General features: G+C 62.8%; 22 protein-coding genes and 1 pseudogene. 9 read left to right on the top strand and 14 right to left on the bottom strand.

Annotated elements, in window-relative coordinates:
- Nucleotides 1-265 precede the first annotated feature (265 nt).
- Together EVC45_RS35555 and EVC45_RS35550 are read left to right on the top strand one after the other, a co-directional pair.
- Nucleotides 266-508, top strand: a complete 243-nt coding sequence (locus tag EVC45_RS35555) for a type II toxin-antitoxin system Phd/YefM family antitoxin (RefSeq protein WP_129962820.1) — start codon at nucleotides 266-268, stop codon at nucleotides 506-508.
- The gene (locus EVC45_RS35550) at nucleotides 498-797 is read left to right on the top strand and encodes a type II toxin-antitoxin system RelE/ParE family toxin (RefSeq protein ID WP_129962819.1); all 300 of its coding nucleotides are present in this window, start codon (nucleotides 498-500) and stop codon (nucleotides 795-797) included. The genes EVC45_RS35555 and EVC45_RS35550 overlap by 11 nt, the downstream gene beginning before the upstream one ends.
- 72 nt (nucleotides 798-869) lie before the next feature.
- Here the strand turns inward: EVC45_RS35550 and EVC45_RS35545 are convergent, their stop codons facing one another.
- From EVC45_RS35545 to EVC45_RS35535, 3 genes are all read right to left on the bottom strand, one after another.
- Entirely contained in the window at nucleotides 870-1,733 is an 864-nt protein-coding gene (locus EVC45_RS35545; protein WP_129962818.1) for a MurR/RpiR family transcriptional regulator, read from the bottom strand.
- A gap of 94 nt (nucleotides 1,734-1,827) precedes the next feature.
- Nucleotides 1,828-2,910 carry an ABC transporter ATP-binding protein gene (locus EVC45_RS35540; RefSeq protein ID WP_129962817.1) on the bottom strand — a complete coding sequence of 361 codons (1,083 nt, stop codon included), beginning with the start codon at nucleotides 2,908-2,910 and terminating at the stop codon, nucleotides 1,828-1,830.
- Between the two features lie 64 nt (nucleotides 2,911-2,974).
- Entirely contained in the window at nucleotides 2,975-3,748 is a 774-nt protein-coding gene (locus EVC45_RS35535) for an SDR family oxidoreductase (RefSeq protein ID WP_129962816.1), read from the bottom strand.
- 318 nt (nucleotides 3,749-4,066) lie between these two features.
- Between EVC45_RS35535 and EVC45_RS35530 the strand changes: the two genes are divergently transcribed.
- The 3 genes from EVC45_RS35530 (at nucleotide 4,067) to EVC45_RS35520 (ending at nucleotide 7,212) form a co-directional block, all read left to right on the top strand.
- Entirely contained in the window at nucleotides 4,067-5,299 is a 1,233-nt protein-coding gene (locus EVC45_RS35530; protein ID WP_129962815.1) for a sugar ABC transporter substrate-binding protein, read from the top strand.
- Between the two features lie 174 nt (nucleotides 5,300-5,473).
- Nucleotides 5,474-6,364 (top strand): carbohydrate ABC transporter permease, encoded by an 891-nt coding sequence (locus EVC45_RS35525; RefSeq protein WP_129962814.1) that lies wholly within the window; start codon nucleotides 5,474-5,476, stop codon nucleotides 6,362-6,364.
- A complete protein-coding gene (locus tag EVC45_RS35520; protein ID WP_129962813.1) occupies nucleotides 6,361-7,212 on the top strand; it encodes a carbohydrate ABC transporter permease in 852 nt (283 codons plus the stop codon). Before EVC45_RS35525 ends, EVC45_RS35520 begins: the two co-directional genes overlap by 4 nt.
- Before the next feature lie 47 nt (nucleotides 7,213-7,259).
- On the opposite strand, the gene EVC45_RS35515 is transcribed toward EVC45_RS35520, so the two are convergent.
- Together EVC45_RS35515 and EVC45_RS35510 are read right to left on the bottom strand one after the other, a co-directional pair.
- Entirely contained in the window at nucleotides 7,260-7,553 is a 294-nt protein-coding gene (locus tag EVC45_RS35515) for a DUF1330 domain-containing protein (RefSeq protein ID WP_129962812.1), read from the bottom strand.
- A gap of 96 nt (nucleotides 7,554-7,649) precedes the next feature.
- Complete coding sequence (locus EVC45_RS35510) at nucleotides 7,650-8,747, bottom strand: nitrilase-related carbon-nitrogen hydrolase (RefSeq protein WP_248295384.1); 1,098 nt, start codon at nucleotides 8,745-8,747, stop codon at nucleotides 7,650-7,652.
- Nucleotides 8,748-8,808: 61 nt separating this feature from the next.
- Here EVC45_RS35510 and EVC45_RS35505 point away from each other — a divergent pair, with 61 nt between their 5' ends.
- Together EVC45_RS35505 and EVC45_RS35500 are read left to right on the top strand one after the other, a co-directional pair.
- The gene (locus tag EVC45_RS35505; protein WP_129962811.1) at nucleotides 8,809-9,705 is read left to right on the top strand and encodes a LysR substrate-binding domain-containing protein; all 897 of its coding nucleotides are present in this window, start codon (nucleotides 8,809-8,811) and stop codon (nucleotides 9,703-9,705) included.
- A gap of 115 nt (nucleotides 9,706-9,820) precedes the next feature.
- The gene (locus EVC45_RS35500; protein WP_129962810.1) at nucleotides 9,821-10,972 is read left to right on the top strand and encodes a peptidyl-alpha-hydroxyglycine alpha-amidating lyase family protein; all 1,152 of its coding nucleotides are present in this window, start codon (nucleotides 9,821-9,823) and stop codon (nucleotides 10,970-10,972) included.
- Between the two features lie 66 nt (nucleotides 10,973-11,038).
- Here the strand turns inward: EVC45_RS35500 and EVC45_RS35495 are convergent, their stop codons facing one another.
- The 9 genes from EVC45_RS35495 to EVC45_RS35455 form a co-directional block, all read right to left on the bottom strand.
- Nucleotides 11,039-11,479, bottom strand: coding sequence for a hypothetical protein (locus tag EVC45_RS35495; RefSeq protein ID WP_129962809.1), 441 nt, complete (start codon nucleotides 11,477-11,479; stop codon nucleotides 11,039-11,041).
- A 202-nt stretch (nucleotides 11,480-11,681) separates the two neighbouring features.
- A complete protein-coding gene (locus EVC45_RS35490) occupies nucleotides 11,682-13,388 on the bottom strand; it encodes a fibronectin type III domain-containing protein (protein WP_129962808.1) in 1,707 nt (568 codons plus the stop codon).
- Nucleotides 13,389-13,622: 234 nt separating this feature from the next.
- Complete coding sequence (locus EVC45_RS35485) at nucleotides 13,623-13,847, bottom strand: hypothetical protein (RefSeq protein WP_129962807.1); 225 nt, start codon at nucleotides 13,845-13,847, stop codon at nucleotides 13,623-13,625.
- Between the two features lie 115 nt (nucleotides 13,848-13,962).
- Entirely contained in the window at nucleotides 13,963-14,385 is a 423-nt protein-coding gene (locus EVC45_RS35480) for a hypothetical protein (protein WP_129962843.1), read from the bottom strand.
- Nucleotides 14,386-14,438: 53 nt separating this feature from the next.
- Nucleotides 14,439-16,388, bottom strand: a complete 1,950-nt coding sequence (locus EVC45_RS35475) for a bifunctional diguanylate cyclase/phosphodiesterase (RefSeq protein WP_129962806.1) — start codon at nucleotides 16,386-16,388, stop codon at nucleotides 14,439-14,441.
- Nucleotides 16,389-16,724: 336 nt separating this feature from the next.
- Nucleotides 16,725-17,666: an ABC transporter substrate-binding protein gene (locus EVC45_RS35470; protein ID WP_129962805.1), complete on the bottom strand. Its 942-nt coding sequence runs from the start codon at nucleotides 17,664-17,666 to the stop codon at nucleotides 16,725-16,727.
- 119 nt (nucleotides 17,667-17,785) lie between these two features.
- The gene (locus tag EVC45_RS35465) at nucleotides 17,786-18,814 is read right to left on the bottom strand and encodes an ABC transporter permease (RefSeq protein WP_129962804.1); all 1,029 of its coding nucleotides are present in this window, start codon (nucleotides 18,812-18,814) and stop codon (nucleotides 17,786-17,788) included.
- Between the two features lie 13 nt (nucleotides 18,815-18,827).
- Nucleotides 18,828-20,345 (bottom strand): sugar ABC transporter ATP-binding protein, encoded by a 1,518-nt coding sequence (locus tag EVC45_RS35460; RefSeq protein ID WP_129962803.1) that lies wholly within the window; start codon nucleotides 20,343-20,345, stop codon nucleotides 18,828-18,830.
- 79 nt (nucleotides 20,346-20,424) lie between these two features.
- On the bottom strand, nucleotides 20,425-21,186 hold the full coding sequence (locus EVC45_RS35455; RefSeq protein WP_129962802.1) for a GntR family transcriptional regulator: 762 nt from the start codon (nucleotides 21,184-21,186) through the stop codon (nucleotides 20,425-20,427).
- A gap of 192 nt (nucleotides 21,187-21,378) precedes the next feature.
- Here EVC45_RS35455 and EVC45_RS35450 point away from each other — a divergent pair, with 192 nt between their 5' ends.
- Together EVC45_RS35450 and EVC45_RS47755 are read left to right on the top strand one after the other, a co-directional pair.
- Nucleotides 21,379-22,674: an L-fuconate dehydratase gene (locus EVC45_RS35450; protein ID WP_129962801.1), complete on the top strand. Its 1,296-nt coding sequence runs from the start codon at nucleotides 21,379-21,381 to the stop codon at nucleotides 22,672-22,674.
- 80 nt (nucleotides 22,675-22,754) lie between these two features.
- A pseudogene (locus EVC45_RS47755) lies at nucleotides 22,755-23,138 on the top strand (LysR family transcriptional regulator); the annotation flags it as partial.
- Nucleotides 23,139-23,213 lie beyond the last annotated feature (75 nt).

The following is a 23,213-nucleotide window of genomic DNA, read 5'->3' as shown; positions in this document are numbered from 1 at the left end:
TCCCGTGAGCCGGACGACTCAAGTTCGACGCTCGGGGCTGGCGGCCAGGCAACCACCGAACCCGCGCTCGAGCCCGCACCCACCATTGTCCGGCCCTCATGACCAACAATCAGACCAGTACAGTGGTCATTTTAATGACCTATAATATGATTTGGTCTGAGGACCTGCCTAGCCCGCCTTCCCGTCCGCGGACCCTCTATGTGATGCGCCCGTGAACGGACATCGCGGAAAGACTTTCGGAAATTTCCGAACAGGAGTTGTTTGCATGCAAAAGATACTGGCCAGTGCATCGATTGGGATCAGCGAGCTCAAGGTGAACCCGAGCGCCGCAATTGAAGCCGCCGAAGGCCCGGTCGCCGTGCTTAACCGGAACTCCCCGGTCGCCTATCTCGTACCCGCTGCAGAGTGGGAACGGATCTGCGACGTGCTCGATGACGTTGAGCTCGCCGCAATTGCGAGGGAGCGTGCCGGCGAGAAGCCCATCAACGTAAACCTCGATGACCTATAGCCTTGCCTTCTTGCCGTCTGCCCTGAAAGAATGGGAAAAGCTCGACGCCACCGTGCGAGAGCGGTTCAAGAAAAAGCTGAAAGAGCGTCTGGAGAATCCTCGCGTACCATCTGCGGCGCTCTCGACGATGCCAGATACCTACAAGATAAAGCTTGCATCCCTCGGCTTTCGCCTCGTGTACCGCGTCGATAACGGTGCCGTCGTAGTAACGGTGATAACAATGGGTAAGCGCAACCGCGGGAAGGTGTACGCGATCGCACATCGCCGGCTCGATGAAGCCGAGCGGTAATAGTATTTGAGGGCGCTTCGGCGTCGAAACCGCGACGCATATCGATCACCGCTTCATACAGACATACGCGCTCTACCCGCCCGCCCCTTCCGGCTCATGCGGCACGAGCCGCGCCTTCGCATGCCGCATCTTCTCCAGCGTCTCCGGCCCAGCCTTCAGCGCGACGCCGATCGCGAGCGCGTCCATGATGCACAGATGCACGAGCCGCGACACGCCCGGCGTGTTCGGATCGATCGGGCTCGCCACGCGCAGCAGCAGCGGAATATCGACCAGCCATGCGAGCCGCGAGCCGACGTTGGTCAGCGCGATCGTCGTCGCGCCGCGCTCCTTCGCGATCTGGATGCTTTCGTTCACTTCGACGCTGCGCCCCGAATGCGAGATCGCGAACGCGACGTCCCCAGGCTCCATCAGGCCCGCGTAAAGACGCTGCAAATGACCATCGGTGAACGCGGCCGCCGCGATGTCGATGCGCAAAAACCGCAGCGCCGCATCCTGCGCGACCAGCCCGGAGCCCGAACCCACGCCGAAGAAAAACACCCGCCTCGCGCTCGAAAGCGCAGCGATCGCGCTTTCGACCACGGCAGGATCGAGCGCGCCGCGCGCATGCGTGATGCCGTCGATCGCCGCTTCGCCGACCTTGTCCATCAAGGTTTGCACGTCGTCGTCGCGGGCGACCGCAGTCGACGCATACGGCATTCCGCCCGCCACGCTCTGCGCGAGCTGCATCTTGAAGTCGCGCAGACCGTGCGCACCGATCGCGCGGCAAAAACGCGTGACGGAAGGCTCGGACACGTCGGCGCGCTGCGCGAGTTCGGTGATGCTCGCGCGCATCGCGAAGTCGACGTCGGCGAGCACCATGTCGGCGACCTTGCGCTCGGCGGGCCGCAGACTCGCGAGTGCGCTGCGGATATGGGGAATCAAGTTCGGTGCGGACACCCGGTGTTCCTTAGGGGCTGTTACATGTGGATCCGCGTCGCTCGCAGCTTCTTCGGCTTCAATCGGCCCGCTCAAAGTTCGAGCCGCGCGCGGTTCAGACCAGCCTGCGTCCACTCTCCGTATCGAACAGATGAATGTGTTCGGCCGGCAGACGCAGCGCAACACGCTGACCGGGCTCGATCTTCGCGCGCTCGCGCGTGGTCACGCACCACGTGGTGCCGCCAATTTTCCCGTACAAGTGCGTCTCGGCGCCAGTCGGCTCGATCACTTCGACGTCGAGCGCGGCATCCGGTATCTGCGTCGTGATCTCGATGTGCTCGGGCCGCACGCCGAGCGTGACCTTCGCGCCGACCACGGCCGACGCGGGCGTGGTTTCGAGCGCGACCTCGCTGCCGTCCGCGAGCCTCAACGCGAGGCCCGCGCCCTGCGTGCGATTGACGATCACGCCCTCGGCAAAATTCATCGACGGCGAGCCGAGGAAGCTCGCGACGAACAGATTCGCCGGCCGGTCGTAGAGTTCGAGCGGGCGGCCGATCTGCTCGATACGTCCCGCGTTCATCACGACGATGCGATCGGCCATCGTCATCGCTTCGATCTGATCGTGCGTGACGTAGATCACCGTGTTCTTCAAGCGCTGATGCAGCGCCTTGATTTCGGTGCGCATCTGCACGCGCAGCTTCGCGTCGAGATTCGACAGCGGCTCGTCGAACAGAAACAACGACGGCTCGCGCACCACCGCGCGGCCCATCGCGACGCGTTGCCGCTGACCGCCCGACAGTGCGCGCGGTAAGCGGTCCAGATAGCCACTGAGGTTCAGCATCTTCGCGGCCGCTTCGATGCGCGGCTTGAATTTCTCCGCGGGCTCCTTACGAATTCTCGGACCGAACGCGATGTTTTCATAAACCGACAGATGCGGATACAGCGCGTAGCTCTGGAACACCATCGAGATGTTGCGCTGCTGCGGCGCGAGCGCATTCGCGCGCGTGCCGCCGATCATCAGATCGCCGCCGCTGATTTCCTCGAGGCCGGCCACCATCCGCATCAGCGTGCTCTTGCCGCAGCCCGACGGACCGACCAGCACGACGAACTCGCCGTCGTCGATGTGGAGATCGATGCCGTGCACGACCTGGGTGTCGCCATAGCGTTTGAAGATGCCGCTCAGTTGCACTGCTGCCATGCTGTCCTCATTGTCTTGCTGCGTGTTGGATTGCGGGTGTCCTATGGCGCGCGCCGCGCGCGGCTCAGAACGACTCGAGCGTCAGCTCCTGCGCCATCAACCGGTTGCCCGCCATCAAGCCGCCGTCGACCGGCAACACGACGCCGGTGATCACGCGCGCTTGCGGCGACGCGAGAAACAGCACCGCGTCGGCGATGTCGTCGGGCGTCGCGAAGTCGCGCAACGGGTACCACTTCTTCAGTTCCTCGAACACCTGCGGGTTCTTGTCGACGCGCGCCTGCCACGCTTGGGTCTTCACGGTGCCCGGACACACGATGTTCGCGCGAATGCCGTAGCGGCCCAGCTCGATCGCGAGCGCCTTCGTATAGCTGATCAGGCCGGCCTTCGCGGCGCTATATGCCGGATGACCGAGCGCGGCAAGACCGTTCACCGAGCCGATCAGCACGACCGCGCCGCGCTGCCGTTCGATCATCGACGCGCGCACCGCCTCGACCGTGTGATACGTACCGTTCAGATTCAAATGGATGTCGCGCTGCCAGCTCGCGGCGTCGGTGCTCGCGAGCGACGCACCCAGCGCCGCGCCCGCGTTCGCGACCAGCACGTCGACCGGTCCGTGCTGCGCAACCGCCGCGGCCACCGCTTGCTGCACTGCGGCCGCGTCGCCGAGATCGACCGCGACCGGCGCAACCTTGTCTGCGCCGAGCCGCGCGCTCAACGATTGCAGCGCGGCCGCGTCGATGTCGAGCGCGAGCACGGTGTCGCCCGCCTCGACGAAGCGCTCGCATAACACGCTGCCGATACCGCCGCATGCGCCCGTTACCAATACGACACGATCCATGTGTTCCTCGCTCGATCGCCCGGCCGCTTCGGCCGTCTTGCCGGCGCCCTCCGCCACCCGCTTCGCGCGGCGCGCCTTGCTGTAAATTTCCTACATAGACAACTTGCGACGACTGCCGGTTTATCCCGAAGAGTGGGTTTTCAGATCGTCGCGCAGTGCAGAATACCCCATGCTTTACAGCATCTTATGCACAAAACAACCCGAGAAGAAATATCGCAGACCCTACGTGACAAGCTATTTTGCGTCATGTAGGATTTTTTCAAACAATTTACCCAAGGCGGCCGGCGACGGCAGCAAACCACCCCAGGAGAGAGAAAAATGTCGTTGCATGCCCGTGCTTCCCTCGCGCTAGGCAAAGTCGCCGTGGCGCTCGCGTTTGCAGGTATCGCCGTGTCGGCCCACGCCGACACGGTCCGCGTGACGGTCGCTCACTACAGCGACGCGACCGCGCCGTACTTCGAGAAAATGGCCCGCAACTTCGAGAAGGCCAACCCCGGCACGACCATCAAGATCGAAGACGTGAACTGGGACACGCTGCAACAGAAGCTGCAAACGGACATCTCCGGCGGCGCCAACGCGGACCTCGCGATCGTCGGCACGCGCTGGCTGCTCGACTTCGTGAAGGACGACGTCGCCGAGCCGCTCGACGGCTATATGGATGCGAACTTCAAGGCCCGCTTCATCGGTCCGTTCCTCGCTCCCGGCCAGATCAACGGCAAGACCTACGGCCTGCCGATCGCCGCTTCCGCGCGCGCGCTGTACTACAACAAGGACCTGCTCGCTAAGGTCGGCTACCCCGACGGCCCGAAGACCTGGAACGACGTGATCGATGCATCGAAGAAGCTGAAGGCGCAAGGCGTCGCCGGCTACGGTCTGCAAGGCAAGGAAATCGAAACCGACGTCTACTATTACTACGCGCTGTGGACGATGGGCGGCGACGTGGTCGGCAAGGACGGCAAGGCCGCGTTCAATTCGCCGGCAGGCGTGAAGGCCGCGACGATGTACAAGCAGATGATCGACCAGGGTCTCACGCAACCGGGCGTCACCGGCTATAGCCGCGAAGACGTGCAGAATCTGTTCAAGCAGGGCCGTGTCGCGATGGTGATCTCCGCGCCGTTCCTCGCGAAGCAGATCAAGAAGGAAGCGCCGAACCTGAAGTACGGCATCGATCCGGTGCCGATGGGCACGACGCACGCCACCTACGCGGTCACCGACTCGATCGTGATGTTCAAGAACTCGAAGGTGAAGAAGTCCGCATGGAAGTTCCTCGACTATCTGTTCACGAAGGAACCGCGCGTCGAGTTCACGACGACCGAAGGCTTCCTGCCGACCACCAAGGCGGAAGCGGCGGACCCGGCGTTCAACGATCCGGACGTCAAGGCGTTCATCGCGTTGCTGCCCACGGCTCACTTCGCGCCGACCGTGACCGGCTGGGAAGACACCGCGAAGGCCGTGACCGACGGGATGCAAGCAATCTACCTGAACAAGGCGCAACCGGCTGAAGCGTTGAATGCGGCTGCGACGCAGGCGAACAAGTCGCTCGGGCATTGATACGCGGCTTCTGGTAGTAGCGAGGCGAACCGGAAACGCGCGGCGCCGTTACGACGGCGTCGCGCTCTGCGCCGCGCCATCTGCGCAATCGAGCCGGCGCAGCACGATGCACTCTCCGGCCCATTCCGTCGCGCCCATCGTTTGAAGGTGGGCGCGTCTAACGATCGAGCACGCATGAGCCGTTCCGTTTCTCCGCGCGCGCAAGCGCCCTGGTTGCTGATTGCGCCGAGCCTCGTGCTCGCGCTGTTCATCATCAGCTATCCGATTTTCAACATCGTGTGGCAATCGCTGCATGAGGTATCGCGCTTCGGCGCGATACGCGACTTCACCGGCGCGCAGAATTTCATCAACGTGTTCCAGGACCCGGTGTTCGTCGCTTCGGTCCGCCGCACGATCATCTGGACCGTGTGCGTGGTGGGCGGCACGGTGCTGATCTCGGTACCTGTCGCGCTGATTCTGAATCAGGACTTTCACGGCCGCGGTGTGGCGCGCACGATCGTGATGCTGCCGTGGTCCGTCTCGCTGACGATGACCGCGGTCGTCTGGCGCTGGGCCTTCAACGACGACTACGGCATGGTCAACGTGACGCTGCAGCGGCTCGGCCTGATCGGCGGCCCGATTCACTGGCTCGCGACGCCCGAGTTCGCGTTTCCCGTCGAAATCGCGGTCGGCATTCTGGTGTCCGTGCCGTTCACGGTGACGATTCTTCTTGGCGGCCTGTCTTCCGTGCCGGGCGATATCTATGAAGCCGCGCGGATCGACGGCGCGAGCGCCTGGCAGCAGTTCCGTCAATTGACGATGCCGCTGCTGCGCCCGTTCATCAACATGGCGATCCTGCTGAACGTGATCTACGTGTTCAACTCGTTTCCGATCATCTGGGTGATGACGCAAGGCGGCCCCGACAACAGCACGCACATCCTCGTCACCTATCTGTACGAACTCGGCTTCCGGCTTGGACGCCCCGGCGAAGCGGCCGCGGTTTCGCTGATCATGCTCGTGATGCTGTTCGCGTTCTCGATCGCCTATCTGCGTCTGCAACGCGCGAAAGAAGGAGTGCCGTCATGAGTCTGAGCGCGAAAACGAAACGCTCGCTGTGGTGCTGGCTCGCGCTGACGCCGCTGGTGATCGTCATCCTGTTTCCGTTCGCGGTGATGTTCTTCACCGCGGTCAAGCCGGCCTCGGAGATCTTCGTCTATCCGGCGCGCTGGCTGCCGGTGCAGTGGCAGTGGCGAAATTTCATCGACATGTGGGACGCCGCCAACTTTGGCGTCGCGCTGCGCAACAGCACGATCATCAGTTTCCTGTCCACCGCGCTCGCACTTGCGGTCAGCCTGCCCGCGGCTTACGCGCTCGCGCGCTTCCCGTTTCGCGGACGCGGCCTGTACCGGCAGTTCCTGCTCGTCACGCAGATGCTGTCGCCGATCCTGCTGGTGGTCGGCCTGTTCCGGCTCGCGGCGATGATTCCGTGGGGCGACGGCAATCTGGTGGATTCGCGGATCGGCGTGATCGTGTCGTACGCGGCGTTCAATATCGCGTTCGCGGTGTGGATGCTGTCGTCGTACTTTCAGACCGTGCCGCAGGATCTCGAGGAGTCCGCGTGGCTCGAGGGCTGCAGCCGCACGCGTGCGGTGTTCAAGGTGTTTCTGCCGCTCGCGGTGCCGGCGATCGTCGTGACCGCGATCTTCACGTTCATCAATGCGTGGAACGAGTTCGCGGTCGTCTATACGCTGATCCGCTCGCCGGAGAACAAGACGCTGACCGTGCAGGTGACCGATATGGTGGCGGGCAAGTACGTGGTCGAATGGCATCTGGTGATGGCCGCGACCTTGTGCGCGACGTTGCCGGTCTCGATCGTGTTTGCGTGGTTGCAGCGTTATATGGTGAAGGGACTCGCGCTCGGCGCGGTGAAGTAAGCGGCTGCGCGGCGCATGCCGCGCAGTTTTCGCTTGCGGCTCGCGCGTCAGTCGGTGCCGCGCACGATGCGCATATCGCGCTCGACGCCATCGCCCAATGCGGCCAGCGCCTTCTTGTAGTCGTCGCTTTCGTAAGCGGCGACGGCTGCCTCGTAGGTCGGGAACTCGATCACGACCGTGCGTTCCTTGAGGCCCTGCTCGCGGGCTTCATCCGCCACACCGCGCACGAGAAACTTGCCGCCCGCCGCCGCCAGCGCGGCCGGGGCTAGCTGCGCGTACGCAGCCAGTTTCTGCGGATCGTTCGTCTTGCGGTACGACGTCACCCAATAACCTTTGCTCATTCGAATCTCCTTGTGTGATGGACCAACGCGGGACTAAAGCGGACCAAAGCAGTCGCGGTCTTACATAGTAGCAAAGCGGCTCGCGATGCCGTGCCGTCACCGCACATTCCATCCGGCTGTCAGCCGGTCACGCCCCACCACGGCGACGCTCAGCGGCACCGCGCCGCCGCGCGCCGCGACTTCGGTTCGCGGCATTGCCCGCGCTGCGCCAGCCGCCTGAGCCAGCGGACCGTAGAGTTCCGGGCGACGGCTTTCGAGCCACCGCCGGCCGACGCTGGCGCCGATCAACGCCGTGTCGAGTTCGGCGGATACGAATGCTCTTTCATCGCCAGCGTTGTCGGCGAGAACGCGGCCACAGGGGTCGACGATCAACGCGGCGTCCGTTTCGCCGATGTGCTCATTGCCGTTCACGTTACCGCCTTCCGTCGCTCCGCTGAATGCGACGAACATGCCGTTATCGGCCGCGCGTGCAGGCAGCCAGCGGCGCAGCGCGCCGATAGGGTCGCGCTCGACGCGTCGACTTGCGCCCGCACTCCGTAGCGTGGCCTCCGCTCGTGGCGAACGCTGCGGCGACAGCGGCTGGAACCCGCACGCGTTGTCATGACTCGTCAGATACCGCCGATGCGGTGCGACCAGCAGCGTCGCGCCCATCAGCGCGGTCATGCGCACATTCTCGATCAGATAGTTGTCGCCGCCGATCAGCACGCCGATGCGAACGCCCCACGCCGTGTCGAACACGGTGAAACGGTCACCGCATTCGACGCGGCGATGCTCGAACGCGTGCAGCTTGCGATGGCAATGACGCATGCCGCCCGGCAGGCAAATCACGTAGCTGTTGAAGATACGCCCATCCGGCGCCCGCTCGATCAGGCCGACGCCGGCGGCGACACCGGTCGCTTCGACCGCGTCGGCAACCGCGCTGACCGACGGTCCATCGACCCGCTCGGCCAGCGCTTCGAACTCACGCCGGCGCAGCTTCGCCAGACTCGCGCACTCGACCAGACACGCCTCGGGAAACACCGCGAGCCCGATCCCGTCGCGCGCGGCACATGCAAGCCGGTCCGCGATAAGCGAAACGCGACTGACCTGTGGCGAGATCCCGCCCCACGACAACTCCAGCGGAACGGCAGCAATACGCAGCATCGATGCGGACACGGCAAGTACCTCATGAACGGGCGAATCGGATAGCCTCATTGGACCCGCCATACATCGATAAGTAAAATGAATATTTCGATCAGTTCAATAGGCTAGCGGAATGGAACTCAAGTTATTGCGTGCTTTCGTGACCGTGGCCGAGCAGCGCCACTTCGGTCATGCAGCCGATCATCTGTGCGTAAGCCAACCCGCGCTGAGCAAGCAGATCGTTGCGCTGGAGTCGAGTCTCGGCGCGCGCCTGTTCGTGCGCGGCCGGCATGGCGCCGAACTCACCGCGTTCGGCGAAGCGTTTCTGGCTGACGCCATCGCGCTGCTCCGCGATGCCGACGAGGTTCTCGCGCGCGCACGCGAGGCGGGCAGCGGCAAACGCGGCGCATTGCGCATCGGTCTTGGGCTCTCTACCCTCGATTTCGCGCCACCGCTGATCGCCGAATTCCGGCGGCTCAATCCGAACGTTTCCGTCACGCTCAACGATCTGTCGTCGGCGGAGCAAAGCAAACGGCTGCTCGCGGGCAAGCTCGACGTCGGCTTTCTACGCTTGCCCGCCGAGGGCGGGCTCGCATCGTTCGCGGTGCTCGACGAACAGCTGGCGCTCGCGTTGCCGCAAAACGCGAGCGTGAAGCGCCTGCCGGCCAGTCTGGACCGGCTCAACGAGCCGGGATTCATTGCGCTCGCGCGGGGACGCGGGCCGGGTCTCGCCGCGCAGATCGATCGGTGGTGTGGCGCGCATGGTTTCGTGCCGCGCGTGATCCAGCAAGCCGACGACATCCAGACGGTGCTCGCGGCCGTCGCCGCTGGCGTGGGTGCGGCATTTCTGCCGTCGCGCGTGCAATCGCTGCTGCGCGATGCGACCGTCATTCCGCTACGCGACGTCGCGGCGCGCTGGCGCGTCGGACTCGCATGGGAGCCCGCGCGCGACGATCCGGTGACCGCGCGTTTCGTCGAGTTCGTGCGCGGCGCGACGAGATCGGCGGGACGCGCCACGACGAGCAGGTGATCGCGCATCACGGCAAGTGTCTCTTGCAGCATCGCAAAACGGTTTAGCCATTAAGCGTTTTGTGCACTAGGCTTGCCTTTGCACACTTCAAGCGATGAACCAAAGGAGACAACGAATGAGCGAGCGATACGAGTCGTTTTGTGCATGCTGTGGCGATCCCGACCACCGGGCCATGAGCCGCCGCACTTTCATGAGCCTGCTTGCGGGCAGTGCCGCCGGACTCGCGATGCCGGCCGCGTTCGCCGCAGATGCGCCCAATGTGCCCACGATTGCTTACGACTCGATTGCCAATCCCGTCCGTTTGCCGAACGACATTTACTTCGGCGAGTGCTCGGGCGTCGCGCTCAATTCGCGTGGCCATATCTTCGTGCTGTCTCGGGGCAACACGACCGGCCCAGCGTATGGCGCGGCCGCCGCGCAACTGCTCGAGTTCGCACCCGACGGACGCTTCGTGCGCGAGATCGGCCACAACCTGTATGCGTGGTCGTTTGCGCACACGGTGAAGGTGGACCGGCACGACAACATCTGGGTCACCGACAAGGGCTCGGACATGGTGATCAAGTTCACGCCGGAAGGACGCGTCGCGATGGTGTTCGGCCGCAAGCAGGAAGCGTCGGACGAAGAGACCGCGCCGCTCAAGCATCCGAATCCGCCGCTGCCGTCCGAGCCCGGTCGCTTTCGTCAGGTGACCGACGTTGCGTGGGACAAGGCGGGCAACACCTATATCAGCGACGGGTACATCAACTCGCGCGTAGCGAAGGTCGATCGCGACGGCAACTGGCTGAAGTCATGGGGCGATCGCGGCACGGGTCCGGGGCAGTTCCATACGCCGCATAGCATCGCGGTCGATGCGCACGACCACGTGTACGTGGCCGATCGCAGCAACCGGCGCATCCAGGTGTTCGATACCGAGGGCACGTTTCTGCGCCAGTTCACGATCGACGTGCCGGTGCCGCCGGATGCTCGTCCCGCGATCGGCAACATGCCAAGCGAAACGGAGATCGCAGCCGGCACGTTCGCGCCGGGATCACCGTGGGCGATCTGCATCTCGCCGGGACCGAATCAGGTGCTCTATGCCGCCGACGCGTTTCCTGGCCGCATCTACAAGATGACGCTGGACGGCAAAGTGCTCGGCGTACTCGGCAAAGCGGGCAAACAGCCGAAGCAGTTCGGCTGGATTCACGAGATGGCGTGCCCTTCGGAGAACGTATTATTCGTTGCCGAGTTGCTGAACTGGCGCATTCAGAAACTGGTTTTACGTGCGTGATGGTCGAGGGCCGCCGCGTTCGCTCGTGATTCGAACGCGGCCCGGTCCCGTCGATGCCAAGCCGTCTTAGTCGTAGCGATGATGCTTGTGATGGTGCTTGCCCGAATGGTAGCCGCGCGAGTAGTCGTCGGCGTACGAGTTCGAGCGCGAGATGTTGCCGCCGAGCGCCGAACCCGCGCCGCCGCCGAGTGCCGCGCCGACGAGCCCGCCCGTGCGGCCGCCCATCGCGTTGCCGGCCGCGGTGCCCGCGCCGCCACCGAGCGCGCCGCCGATGATCGCGCCGGTGCGCTCGCGACGATTCGACGTGACCGCGCCGCCCGCACCACCGCCCACCGCGCCGCCGATCACCGCACCGGTGCTGCCGCCCACCGCGCCGCCGACTGCCGCGCCGGCAACGCCACCAAGCGCGCCGCCGAGCATGTTGTTCATATCACCGGCGAGGGCCGGCAACGACGCCGCGGCGCTCAATGCAGCCACGGCAACCATCTGGATGATTTTCTTCGACATATCGGGTCTTTGTTTTAGTGAGACGGCGCCGAGTATAGCGGGGCTTTCGAAAGGCCTTTGTAACCACGACCGTCCGTGCCGGTAAGACGTGTAACAAAATGAATGGGGCGTTGTTTTTTGCGGTGAACCTAAAAAACAAGGGCCGCTCGTGATGAGCGGCCCTCGAAAACGGAATGCCGATTACCGATCTAAATCAATTCCTCTACCCGCGCCGCTTCTTCTTCAATTCGATCGTCTCGAACAGTTCATAGTCCGGTGTCGGCGTCTGATCCGCGCCCGGCGCATGGTAGTAGTTCATCGTGATCGTCGTGTCGCCGCCGGGCTTCCCTGGATCGTAGTCGAACACCGCGATGCCGTAGCCGGTGCCGGTGTCGCGTTGCGCGGACCAGATCGCGTCTTCGACCGCATCGGCGCTCGCGCGCACGAACGCGCCCGCGGTCGTCGACGGGACCGGGCGATTCGGCTTCGTGAAGATGCGCGCCTGCGGCTGGCCCGTGCCGGTATCGACGCCATACACGTCGAGCGGCGCGCTCGTGCCGCCGCCGCCGAGAATCAGGTGAATCGTGCCGTGGCTCGTATCGAACGTCGACGCGCCCGTCGATACCGCCGACATGATCGGCTTGGGCTGCAACGTATCGACCGGGCGCCCCGTCGCGATGTCGGTGCCCTTGTTGTGATTGCAACCGCGCACCGGGTAGCTGCGCTCGTAATCGTGATCGTGACCGCACAGCACGAGGTCCACACCATAGCGATCGAACAGCGGCAGCCACGCCTCGCGAATGCCCTTGTCGGAACCGTTGCCGGTCTTCGACGAACTGAGCGCGTCCTGATGCATCTGCACGACGATCCAGTCCACGTCGCTATCGTGCGACGCATGTTGCAGCACTCTTTCGAGCCAGCGCGTCTGCTCGCCATTGCTATAGCCGCGCACGTACAGCGACGTGCCCGCCGGAATCGGCGGATTGCCGGTACTCGCGACCGGCGTCAGCGCCGCGGGACCCGCGACGAAAGCGGCGGCATCCTGATACACGACGTCGTCCGCATCGAGCGAAACGAAGAGCACCGAGCCGACGCGAAAGCTGTACCAGCGGCCCGGAAAACGCGTGTGATTATCCGGCAGCACGTAGCGCGACAGGTACGACGCAAGGCCCTGCTCGCCATTGTTGAATTCGAGTTCGTGATTGCCGGGACACGGCATCCACGGCCGGTTCGACGCCGAGGTCTGCGCGTTGTTGCCGAAGTCGCGCCACACCTCGGGCTGCTGCATCGGATTCAGATTCGCATAGCAGAGGTCGCCGTTCAGCAGATGGAACAGCGGCTCAAAGCGCTCGACGGCCGCCACCGCGAAGCGGCTTTGCGGCGACGACAGCACCCAGTTGGTATTCGGCGTCGCGAGATCGCCGTAGCTGGTCCAGCGAAACGGCGCGCGGCCGCGCGGCGCGGTACGAAAACTTGCGGTGAAGGGTTGCGATGCGTTGCTGTCGTTGTCGGCCGTCACTTCGTACTGATAGCTCGTGTCGGCCTTCAGGTCGCGCACGCGCGCGTGATAGTTGAATACGACCTCGCCGTTGATGCCGTCGGTGTACGTGCTTTGCACCGCGTGCACCGCATGTTTCGCGTGGTCGCCGCTATTCGCGCCGCTCACGCGCACCTGCGGATTGACCGCAGGCGCGAGCGACGACCACGACACGGTCACTTCGCTCGTCGGATCGCTGCCCCAGGTCAGGTGAATCTGTTCGGGCGTGCCGTCGGGGGTGCCGCTATTCGCGGCGCGAGCGGTCGATGCGAGCACGCCCGCCGCCGTCGCGAGACCCGATACGCCGGCGAACTTCAGAAAGCCGCGACGTGAGACGATCGACGCGCCGTGCTCGTCGGCAGGCGTTGTCTTGACGATTTTTCTGTTCGACATGTCCGGTACGGTTGTTCAGGTGGAAAAGTGCCAGCGCAAAAACAACGCCCCGCGGGGCGAGCGCGGACGGAAAGTGACGGACGATCGTAGCCGGACGGCGATGACAGCCCGATGAAAACATCGGGCGAATAGCGGGAGGTGAGGGTTGAAATCGAAACGTCTATAAAAACAAATTGCCGGTGCTGCGCGTGATTCGATCCCGCGCATGCAACCGGCAATCGGCTTCAAGTCCGCTCAGGTTTGCGAACTCGTGTCGTCCGCGGCTTGAGCGTCGTTGGCTTCTTCCTTCTTTTCTTCTTCTTTGTTTTCCACCACCTCTTCCAGCTTGCCGGCGCCTTCGAAACCAGCGATAGCGGCCACGCCCTTGGTCAGCAGACCCGCTCCCGGATCGACTTTCTCCGCGGCTTCAACGGCGGCAACCGCACCGGCAATCTTGCCCACTTCATCCAGAAGTCCCATGTCGCACTCCCACAAAAATAAGTGAAATTGCATCGTCTCACGAACTTCGTGGCGTGTCGTCAAATGTTAAAGCGCTTGACCGTGAAGCTTTCGGAGTGAAATTTAAGCGGCTGCATCACGCGCGCGCGGGCGGCTGCGGATTGTTGTCGGGATTCGTGTCGTATCTCGACACGCGAACGATGCCGTTCGCGTCGACCAGCTTCGACAGGCCGGTCTCGAGCGCATCCGCGACCGCCTTGTCGTACACCTCGTCGCCATTCGCATAGAGCGTGAACGACTGCAGGTATTTCGCTTTCTTCTCCGGATTCTCGATGGTCTGCCGCGTCCATTGATAGAGCGGGTAGTTTTCGGTCCCCATCCTTTCCGCTTCGCGGACGTAGTCGGAGAATGCATCGAACTGGCATCTGAGCGTTGCGTGGTGCGCCTGCAAAATGGCACGAAGCGCGGGATGCGCGGCGCACGAAGGGTCCGCGCGCAGCGAGTCGGCGAGTTGCGCAGAAGCGGTGATTCGCAGCTGATATTGCAACGGAGACGACATCACGACCTCGCTCGCATCGGTAACGGGTTTCAAAGCAGACTTCAAAGCGGAGTTCAAAAGTCCGCGGGCGCGGCCTTGTCGGCGACCCGCGCTTCGAGCACCGCTTCGCACTGGTCGATTTCGTCGCTGCGCACCGGCTTGCCGAGCAGATAACCTTGAGCATGCGTGCAACCGCATACGCGCACGAAGTTGAGCTGCTCCTGGGTTTCGATGCCCTCGGCCGTGGTCGGCATGCCGATCTCGCGTGCAAGCGCGACGATGCCGCGCACGACGGCCGCCGATTCGCGCCCATGCACGGACTCGCGGACGAACGAGCTGTCGATCTTCAGTTTGTCGAACGAGAAGCGCACCAGCGTCGACATCGTCGAAAAGCCGGTGCCGAAGTCGTCGAGCGCGAGCCCGATGCCCAAGGCGCGCAACCTGGTGATATTGCGGCGGGTCACTTCGTCGTCGTTCAGCAGTGCCGTTTCCGTGACTTCGAGATTGAGCCGCGTCGGCGGCAGCCTCGTTTTTCGCAGGATTGCCGTCACCGTCGAGGCGAACGATTCCTCGCGCAGCTGCACCGGCGATACGTTGACCGCGACGACCACCTTGTCGCGCCACGTCGACGCCGCCATGCACGATTGCAGCAGCACCCATTCGCCCAACGCGAGGATCAGGCCGGTACGTTCGGCGGTTGGAATGAACGCGGACGGCGACAACTCGCCGCGCGTCGGATGGGCCCAGCGAATCAGCGCCTCGCGGCCCGCTACCGCGCCGGTATTCAGATCGACGATCGGCTGATACTCCATGCGCAAACCATTGAACGACTTCAGCGCGCCTTCCAGGTCGCTGCGCAGCAGGCTCAGGCTTTCGTCGGATACGTGCTTCTCGGCGTCGAAAATCGCAAATGCGCTTTTGCCGCTGCGCTTGACGCCATACAACGCGCGGTCGGCGCAGATCAGCAATTGCGGACCCGTTTTCGCATGCTCGGGGTAGAGCGCGATGCCGACGCTCGCGCCGATATGCACGAGCGCTTCGCTCAACGCGAACGGCCGCGCCAGCGTTCGGACGATGCGATCGGCCAGCACACGCACGTCGCGCAACTGCCCGGCGTCGTCTGAAATCGCCACGAACTCGTCGCCGGCCAGGCGGCCAACCTGGTCGCCGCTCGGCAACAGATCGCGCAAGCGGGTCGCCGCTTCCTGCAGAATCTGGTCGCCGGCGGCATGGCCGAGACTGTCGTTGATCGCCTTGAAGCCATCGAGGTCGATCAGCAGCACCGCGAACGCGTCGCCCGGCCGCTTCGAACTCTCGCCGGTGCGTTCGAGCAGCAGTTCGCTGATACGCGCGCGATTCGGCAAACCGGTCAGGCTGTCCTGGCGCGCGAGGCGATGGCTGTTTTCGCGTGCGAGCAGCAACGCGACGGTGTCGCGATTGCTACGCAGCGCGACCGTGAAAAAGCCGGCCGCGCAAAACGGCGCCTGAAATAGCAGCACGAGCTTGCCGTTGCCCGGCGACATCGCCGCGCCGACACTCAGAAAGCTGAGAATAAAAACGATCTGCAATAACGCCAGCCGCGGCGTGCTCGCATTGCGTCCGGCCAATCCGCCGATCACACCGACCGCGCAAACGTTTCCAAGCAGAAAAAGCGTGGAACTTCCGCTGATATTGCACAGAAATGTGCCGAAGCCGAATAGCGCGCTCCATAACAGACTCGCGAAAAGAAACGCGGAAGTTGGCGTGGGCAGCCCTTGCGCGGCGCGTGTGCGGCATAGCCAGATCAGCACGAGCCGGGCGATCAGCAGCGCGACGACCGCAATACCCCACGCGGCATACAGCGGAATCGGATAGAGATAATACGCAGTTGCGCAAACGCTGATTTCGCAAATCGACGCGAATATGATCGAAGCGGTTCGCGTAAACAGATTGGCAAGCAGAATCTGCCGGTTGTCCGGACTCAGGTTCTGGGCCGACGATACGACCCATTTGAAAAACGGAGACCTTGGTTCGGTAAAAGCCATGACCTGCGCATTCGACGGTTAGTGGGTCCGAATCGGCATGCGAATGGACGGCTCGTGCAACGATTACATAAACATAAAATATCAGATTAATGCGCGCAATGGCGTGAAATGACTATCGGCCGCGTGTTTAAGCTACCGCACCGAGGCTAATCCGCAGTCACTCGGCAGGGCACGAGCGTTCGGATTGCACGTTGTTGCGACGCAGCGGAGCGCTCGGTGTGCGATTCCGAAGTGGCTCAAGGACAATGAAAAAGAGGAAGAGCGCGGCTCTTCCTCTTCGATGATTTGCGGATTTGCGCGGCCTCGGCTACCCGAGTCGCGGTTCTCCAGCCTGGCTTAGTCGTACAGCACGGCTGCGATCTTCGGATCGCTCATGTTGGTCTTGTCGTACCAGTAGAACCCGGTGTCGACCTTCTTCGGCAGCTTCTCGCCATGCAGCGCCTTGACCGCCGAGTCGACCACGCATTTGCCGATACCGACCGGGTTCTGCGTAATCGCGCCGGCCATCAGGCCCGACATGATGTTCTCCTTCTGCTCCTTGCCGGAGTCGAAGCCGATCAGCACGAGCTTCTTGCCCGATTCCTTGACGCCGATCGCAGCGCCTTCCGCGGAACCTTCGTTCGCACCGAAGATGCCCTTCAGGTTCGGATTCGCCTGGATCATGGCCTTGGCGATTTCCGCGGACTTCAGGTGATCGCCGGCGCCGTATTGCACGGACACGATCTTGATGTTCGGATGCTTCGACTTCATTTGATTGACGAAGCCGTCGCGGCGATCGACACCGGTGCGGCTGGTCTGGTCGTGCACGATCACGGCGACTTCGCCGGAATTGCCGATCAGCTCGGCCATCTTGTCGGCGGCGAGCGCGGCGGCGGCGAGGTTGTCCGTCGCGCAGGTGGTCAACGGAATATCGCTGTCGACGCCCGAGTCGAATGCGATCACCGGAATTTTGTCGTTCTGCGCGCGCTTGAGCAACGGAATGGCTGCCTTGCTGTCGAGCGCCGCAATGCCGAGCGCCTGCGGTTTCTTCGCGAGCGCGGCCGACAGCATGTCGATCTGCTTGTCGACCATCGCTTCCGTTTCCGGTCCCTCGAACGTGATCCTGACGTTGTTCGCTTTCGCGGACTGCTCGGCGCCCGACTTGACGGCTTGCCAGAACTGATGCTGGAAGCCCTTCGAAATCAGCGGAATATACGGCTCGTCCGCATACGCGAGACTACTTCCGCCGACGAGCGCACCGACACCGACCACGATACCGATTAGTTTTCTCTTCAACATGGGGCCTCCTCCAATGGTTGGGCTATCAAGCCGCTATCGAGCTTTCGAGCGAGCCTTCACGTGCCCTGTCTCTCCTGCTCCTGCGTTCCCTGCTTATTTGCTGCTTCCTTGCTCCTTCGTCAACTTCTCCGGCTGCGCCGCAGGATGTCCGCATACACCGCCAGAATGATGATCAAACCCGTTACGACGATCTGCCACTCCTGCGCGACCGACATGATGCGCAGTCCGTTGGTCAGCACGCTCATGATGAAAGCGCCGATGATGGTGCCGAGTATCGTGCCCGCGCCGCCGCTCAACGACGTGCCGCCGATCACGACCGCCGCGATCGCATCGAGCTCGTAGCCCTGACCGAGCGCCGGCTGCGCCGAATTGAGCCGCGACGCGATCAGCAGACCCGCGATGCCGCAGATCGCACCGCCCACGCCATAAATCGCGATCTTCCAGCGATCCACGTTGACGCCTGAGAGCCGCACCGCTTCTTCATTGCTGCCGAGCGCGAACGTGTAGCGGCCGAGCGCGGTGCGATTGAGCGTAATGGAGCTGACGATCGCGAGAAAGAACAGGATCAGAACCGCGTTCGGAATCGGCACGCTCGGCAGGAAATAGCCGATCAGCGAGTCCTGAGAAATACGGTAGAAGTTCTCGGTATCGGTGAAATAGATCGGCTTGTCCGCCGACACGACGAGCGACAGCCCTTTGAGCAGCATCATCATGCCGAGCGTCGCGATGAATGGCGGGATCTTCATTTTCGCGGTCAGCGTGCCCGATACCGTGCCGCATACCGCACCCGTCGCGATTGCCGCGAGCACCCCCGTCCACATCGGCAGATGCCAGTAGGTCAGAAACACGCCGCAAATGACGGCGGTGAACGTCATCAACGTGCCGACCGACAGATCGATGCCGCCCGTAATGATCACGAACGTGGCGGCGATCGCCAGCACGCCGTTCACCGCGGTCGCCTGCAGAATGCCGAGGATGTTGTCCATCTGCATGAAGGCCGGCGACGCGAAACTGAAGAACACCAGCAGCAGGATGAGGCTCGCGAAGGCGAGCATTTTTTGCACCGCGGTCGGCGCGAAAATGCGCGCTTTCAGGCCTGAAATGCGCCTTTCGCTATCGAGCGCCGCCGTATCCGTTTGCAATGTCATGTCGTATACCTCTTCAGGCTTGTGCCGTTTTCAGGGTTTCGCGCTGCGTCGCGAGATGCATGATGCGCTCCTGGGTCGCTTCGCTGGCGGACAGCTCGCCGGTAATGCGGCCTTCGCACATCACGACGATGCGGTCGCTCATGCGCAGAACTTCGGGCAGCTCGGAGGAGATCATCACGATCGCCTTGCCTTGCGCCGCCAGCGAGCGCAGCAGCTTGTAGATTTCGCTCTTCGCGCCGACATCGATGCCGCGCGTCGGTTCGTCGAAGAACAGTACGTCGCAATCGCGCTCGAGCCACTTCGCAATCACGATCTTCTGCTGGTTGCCGCCCGACAGGAGCCGCACCTGCTGCGTCGCTGAAGGTGTGCGGATCGCCAGCAGCTTGATGAAGTGCTGCGCTCGTTTGCGAATCTGGCCGCGGCGCAGGAACATATTGAACGACAGGAACTTGCCGAGATCGGACATCACGATGTTCGATTCGACATCCATTCCCGTGGCCAGACCGAAGCGCTTGCGATCTTCCGACAGGTAGCCGATGCCGCGCTTGACCGCATCACTGGGCCTTTTGATCGGCGCCTTCACGCCTTTCACGAGAATCTCGCCCGATTCGACCGGATCGGCGCCGAACACCGCGCGCGCGACCTCGGTGCGGCCCGCGCCCATCAAGCCGGCGAAGCCGAGTATCTCGCCCTTGCGCAATTCGAAACTGACGTCGCGTACGAGCGGACCCGCAACCAGATTTCTCACTTCGAGCGCGAGCTCTCCTTTCACCGGCGCGCTCTCGACCGGCGTCACGTCGCCCAGCGTGCGGCCGACCATCATGCCGATGATCGTCTCGACGCTGGTGCCCTCGGTCGGCACGGTGGCCACGTACTCGCCGTCGCGCATCACGGTGACGCGATCGGTGATCTGCTTTAACTCGTCCATCTTGTGCGAGATGTAGACGACACCGACGCCGCGTTCTCTCAATTGACGGATGATCCGGAACAGCTCGGCGATCTCGGCATCGTTGAGTGCCGAGGTGGGTTCGTCCATGATCAGCACGCGCGAATCGAAAGACAGTGCTTTCGCGATCTCGACCATCTGCTGACTCGCGACGGTCAAGGTGCCGACCATCTTGCGCGGATCGAGTATCACGTGCATGCGCGCGAGGATCTCGCTCGCCTGCGCATTCAGTTTGTCTTCGTCGAGGAAGAGCCCCAGACCCTTGCGCGGCTCGCGGCCGATAAAGATGTTCTGCGCGATGCTCAGGTGATTCATCAGTTGCAGTTCCTGATGAATGATGCCGATGCCGACCGCTTGCGCGTCGCGCGGACCTTGAAAATCGACGGGCTTGCCGTCGAACAGGATTTCGCCGGAATCGCGCGTATAGACGCCGGCGAGAATCTTCATCAGCGTCGACTTGCCCGCGCCGTTCTCGCCCATCAGCGCATGGACCTCGCCGGCCATGAGTTCGAAACGGACGTCATGAAGCGCTCGTACGCCCGGAAAGCTCTTGCAAAGCTTGTTGACGGAAATGAGTGGGTTCATGTGCTGATCTGCCGACGGCTGCCTATATCACCAACGCTTTTACGGTGGAGCTTTTTACGGCTTGAACAACGGCTTTCATTCACGGCGCGAACAGGTCGGGCCGTTCTTTCGCGGACCGGTGCAATTCGGCGACGACCTGGTCGAGGTGATCGTGCATCGCTTTCGCGGCCGCATCGCCGTCGCCGGCGCACAGGGCCTTGAAGATGCTCTCGTGTTCTTCCAGCGTATGCACCAGCCTTTCCGGACTTGCGAGCAATTGCCTCGCGCGGTCCAGCGCATTGCGCGACACCGCGACGATTTCCTTCACGCGCGGCAGCTTCACCGCGTCGAGCAGGATTTCATGGAAAGCCAGATCGAGCGCATGAAACGCTAGACGTTCGTCACTTCGAGCCAGACTGCGCTGCTCGTCGAGATTGCTTGCCAAAGCGTCGAGCGTGGCCCGGTCGTGCATCAGCGCCACGCCACGTACCGTCTCGACTTCCAGTGCGCTGCGGATGAACAGATGCTGGCGGATGTCGTCGAGCGCAATCGGCTTGACGCGCGTGCCGCGCTGCGGCAATACCTCGACGAGACCCGCATGCGCAAGCCTTGCCAACGCGGACGACACCGGAAAGCGCGACACCCCCATCCGTTCGCACACGGCCATCTTGTCGATCATCATGCCGGGTTCCAACGCCAGCGTAACGATCGCTTCCCGCAATGCCGCCTCAACCGCGTCGGTCAAACTACCGCGCTCGCCACCGCGAATTTTTTGCAGTGCGACATAAGGATTGCCGGCAGCATTCTCCAGTTCGGCTGAGGAGTTCACGGAGGCCTTGATTTCGAGAAGACATGCTAGCATGCTAGAAAGTGAATGCCGTGTTGTCAACGAGTACAAATGCCTGGGAATACCTAGGGATGCCTGGTATCTGGGAACCAAGGGCTTACCCGTACACGCGGCAGGAACGCGCACATAGAGACCGTGCGCATGTAGCCGATCCCGTCTGCGTCCGCAGACGACAAGCCGATAGCCATAGCCCCGGAGGGTGCGCAGATGACTACGATCACAAGGCTGTCCGTTCGGGACATCCGGTTTCCTACTTCACGTTCACTGGACGGCTCCGACGCGATGAATGCCGCGCCGGACTACTCCGCCACCTATGTCACGCTCGAAACCGACACGCCGAATCTAACCGGCCACGGCCTCACGTTTACGATCGGCCGCGGCAATGAAATCTGCGTGACTGCCGTGAATGCACTCACGCCGTTGATCGTCGGCAAGAAGCTCGAAGATATCGCCGCGAATATGGGCGCTTTCTGGCGCGCCTTTACTTCGGATAGCCAACTACGCTGGATCGGTCCGGACAAAGGCGCGATTCATCTTGCCACCGCGGCGGTCGTCAATGCGGTGTGGGACCTGTGGGCAAAATCCGTCGGCAAGCCGGTGTGGAAGCTGCTGGTCGACATGAGTCCGGAAGAACTCGTGCGCTGCCTCGACTTTCGCTATGTGACCGATGCGATCACGCCGCACGAAGCACTCGCGATGCTGCACCGGCACGCGAGGACCAAAGGCGAGCGTGAAAAGGAAATGCTCGCACACGGCTATCCGGCCTATACGACATCCGCGGGCTGGCTCGGTTACGACGACGACAAGATCCGCCGTCTCGCGCGCGAAGGTGTCGCGCAGGGATGGACGCATTTCAAGCAGAAGGTCGGCGGCGATCTGGAAGAAGACGTGCGGCGCGCGCGCATTCTGCGCGAAGAGATCGGCGAGAACCTGAAGCTGATGATGGACGCGAACCAGGTATGGGACGTCGATGAAGCGATCTCGAACATGCGCCGCCTCGCCGAGTTCGATCCGTGGTGGATCGAGGAGCCGACGAGTCCCGACGACATCCTCGGTCATGCGGCGATTCGCCGGCGGCTTGGCTCGATCGGCGTCGCAACCGGCGAGCATTGCCACAATCGCGTGATGTTCAAGCAACTGCTGCAGGCGCAAGCGATCGACTTCTGCCAGATCGACAGTTGCCGGCTCGGCGGGCTCAACGAAGTGATCATCGTATTGTTGATGGCCGCGAAGTTCGGTGTGCCGGTGTGCCCGCATGCGGGCGGTGTCGGCTTGTGCGAGTACGTGCAGCATATTTCGCTGTTCGACTATATCTGCGTGTCGGCGTCGCTCGAGAATCGCGTGCTCGAATATGTCGATCATCTGCACGAGCATTTCGTGGATCCCGTGGTGATTCGCAACGGGCACTATATGCCGCCGCAAGGGGCCGGGTACAGCATCGAAATGCTGGAAGGAACGCTGGACAGGTACTGGTATCCGGAGGGAGAAGCGTGGCAGGAATGAAGCTGGACGGTCAGGGTTCTATTTGCGGCGCTTCAGGCGTATAACGGCAGACTTCGCTCACGCCGTTATCGCCCGATTCGATGCGCACCGCCCGCCCCTTACCCCCTCTCCTTGCGCTGCGCGCTTTCGAAGCTGCCGCGCGGCACTTCAGTTTCAGCCGCGCGGCGCAAGAGTTGTTCGTCACGCAAAGCGCGGTCAGCCACCAGATCCAGAAACTCGAAGCCGATCTGGGCATCGCGCTCTTCGAACGCCAAACTCGCGCCATCGAACTCACCGCGAAAGGCCGCGCGTACTATGCGAAAGTCCACGCGGCCTTTGAACTGCTGCGGCTCGGCACCAGCGAAGTCCGCGCATTCTCCACTGAACGCAAGACGTTGAACGTCGGCCTGCTGTCATCATTCGCGAGTCGCTGGCTAGCGTCGCGCCTGCATACTTTCCCGCTCGCGCATCCCGAAGTCGACCTGTATCGGCTCCGGTTGTCTGGACAAGCTTTTGCAGCTCAGGCGGCCAGCTTCATCAGCCTTTCCTGACGGGCTTCG

It is taken from the genome of Paraburkholderia sp. UYCP14C, from assembly GCF_004197395.1.
Taxonomy (GTDB): domain Bacteria; phylum Pseudomonadota; class Gammaproteobacteria; order Burkholderiales; family Burkholderiaceae; genus Paraburkholderia.
Note: the sequence above shows the minus strand (reverse complement) of the source record. Positions and strands in the feature narration are given on the sequence as shown.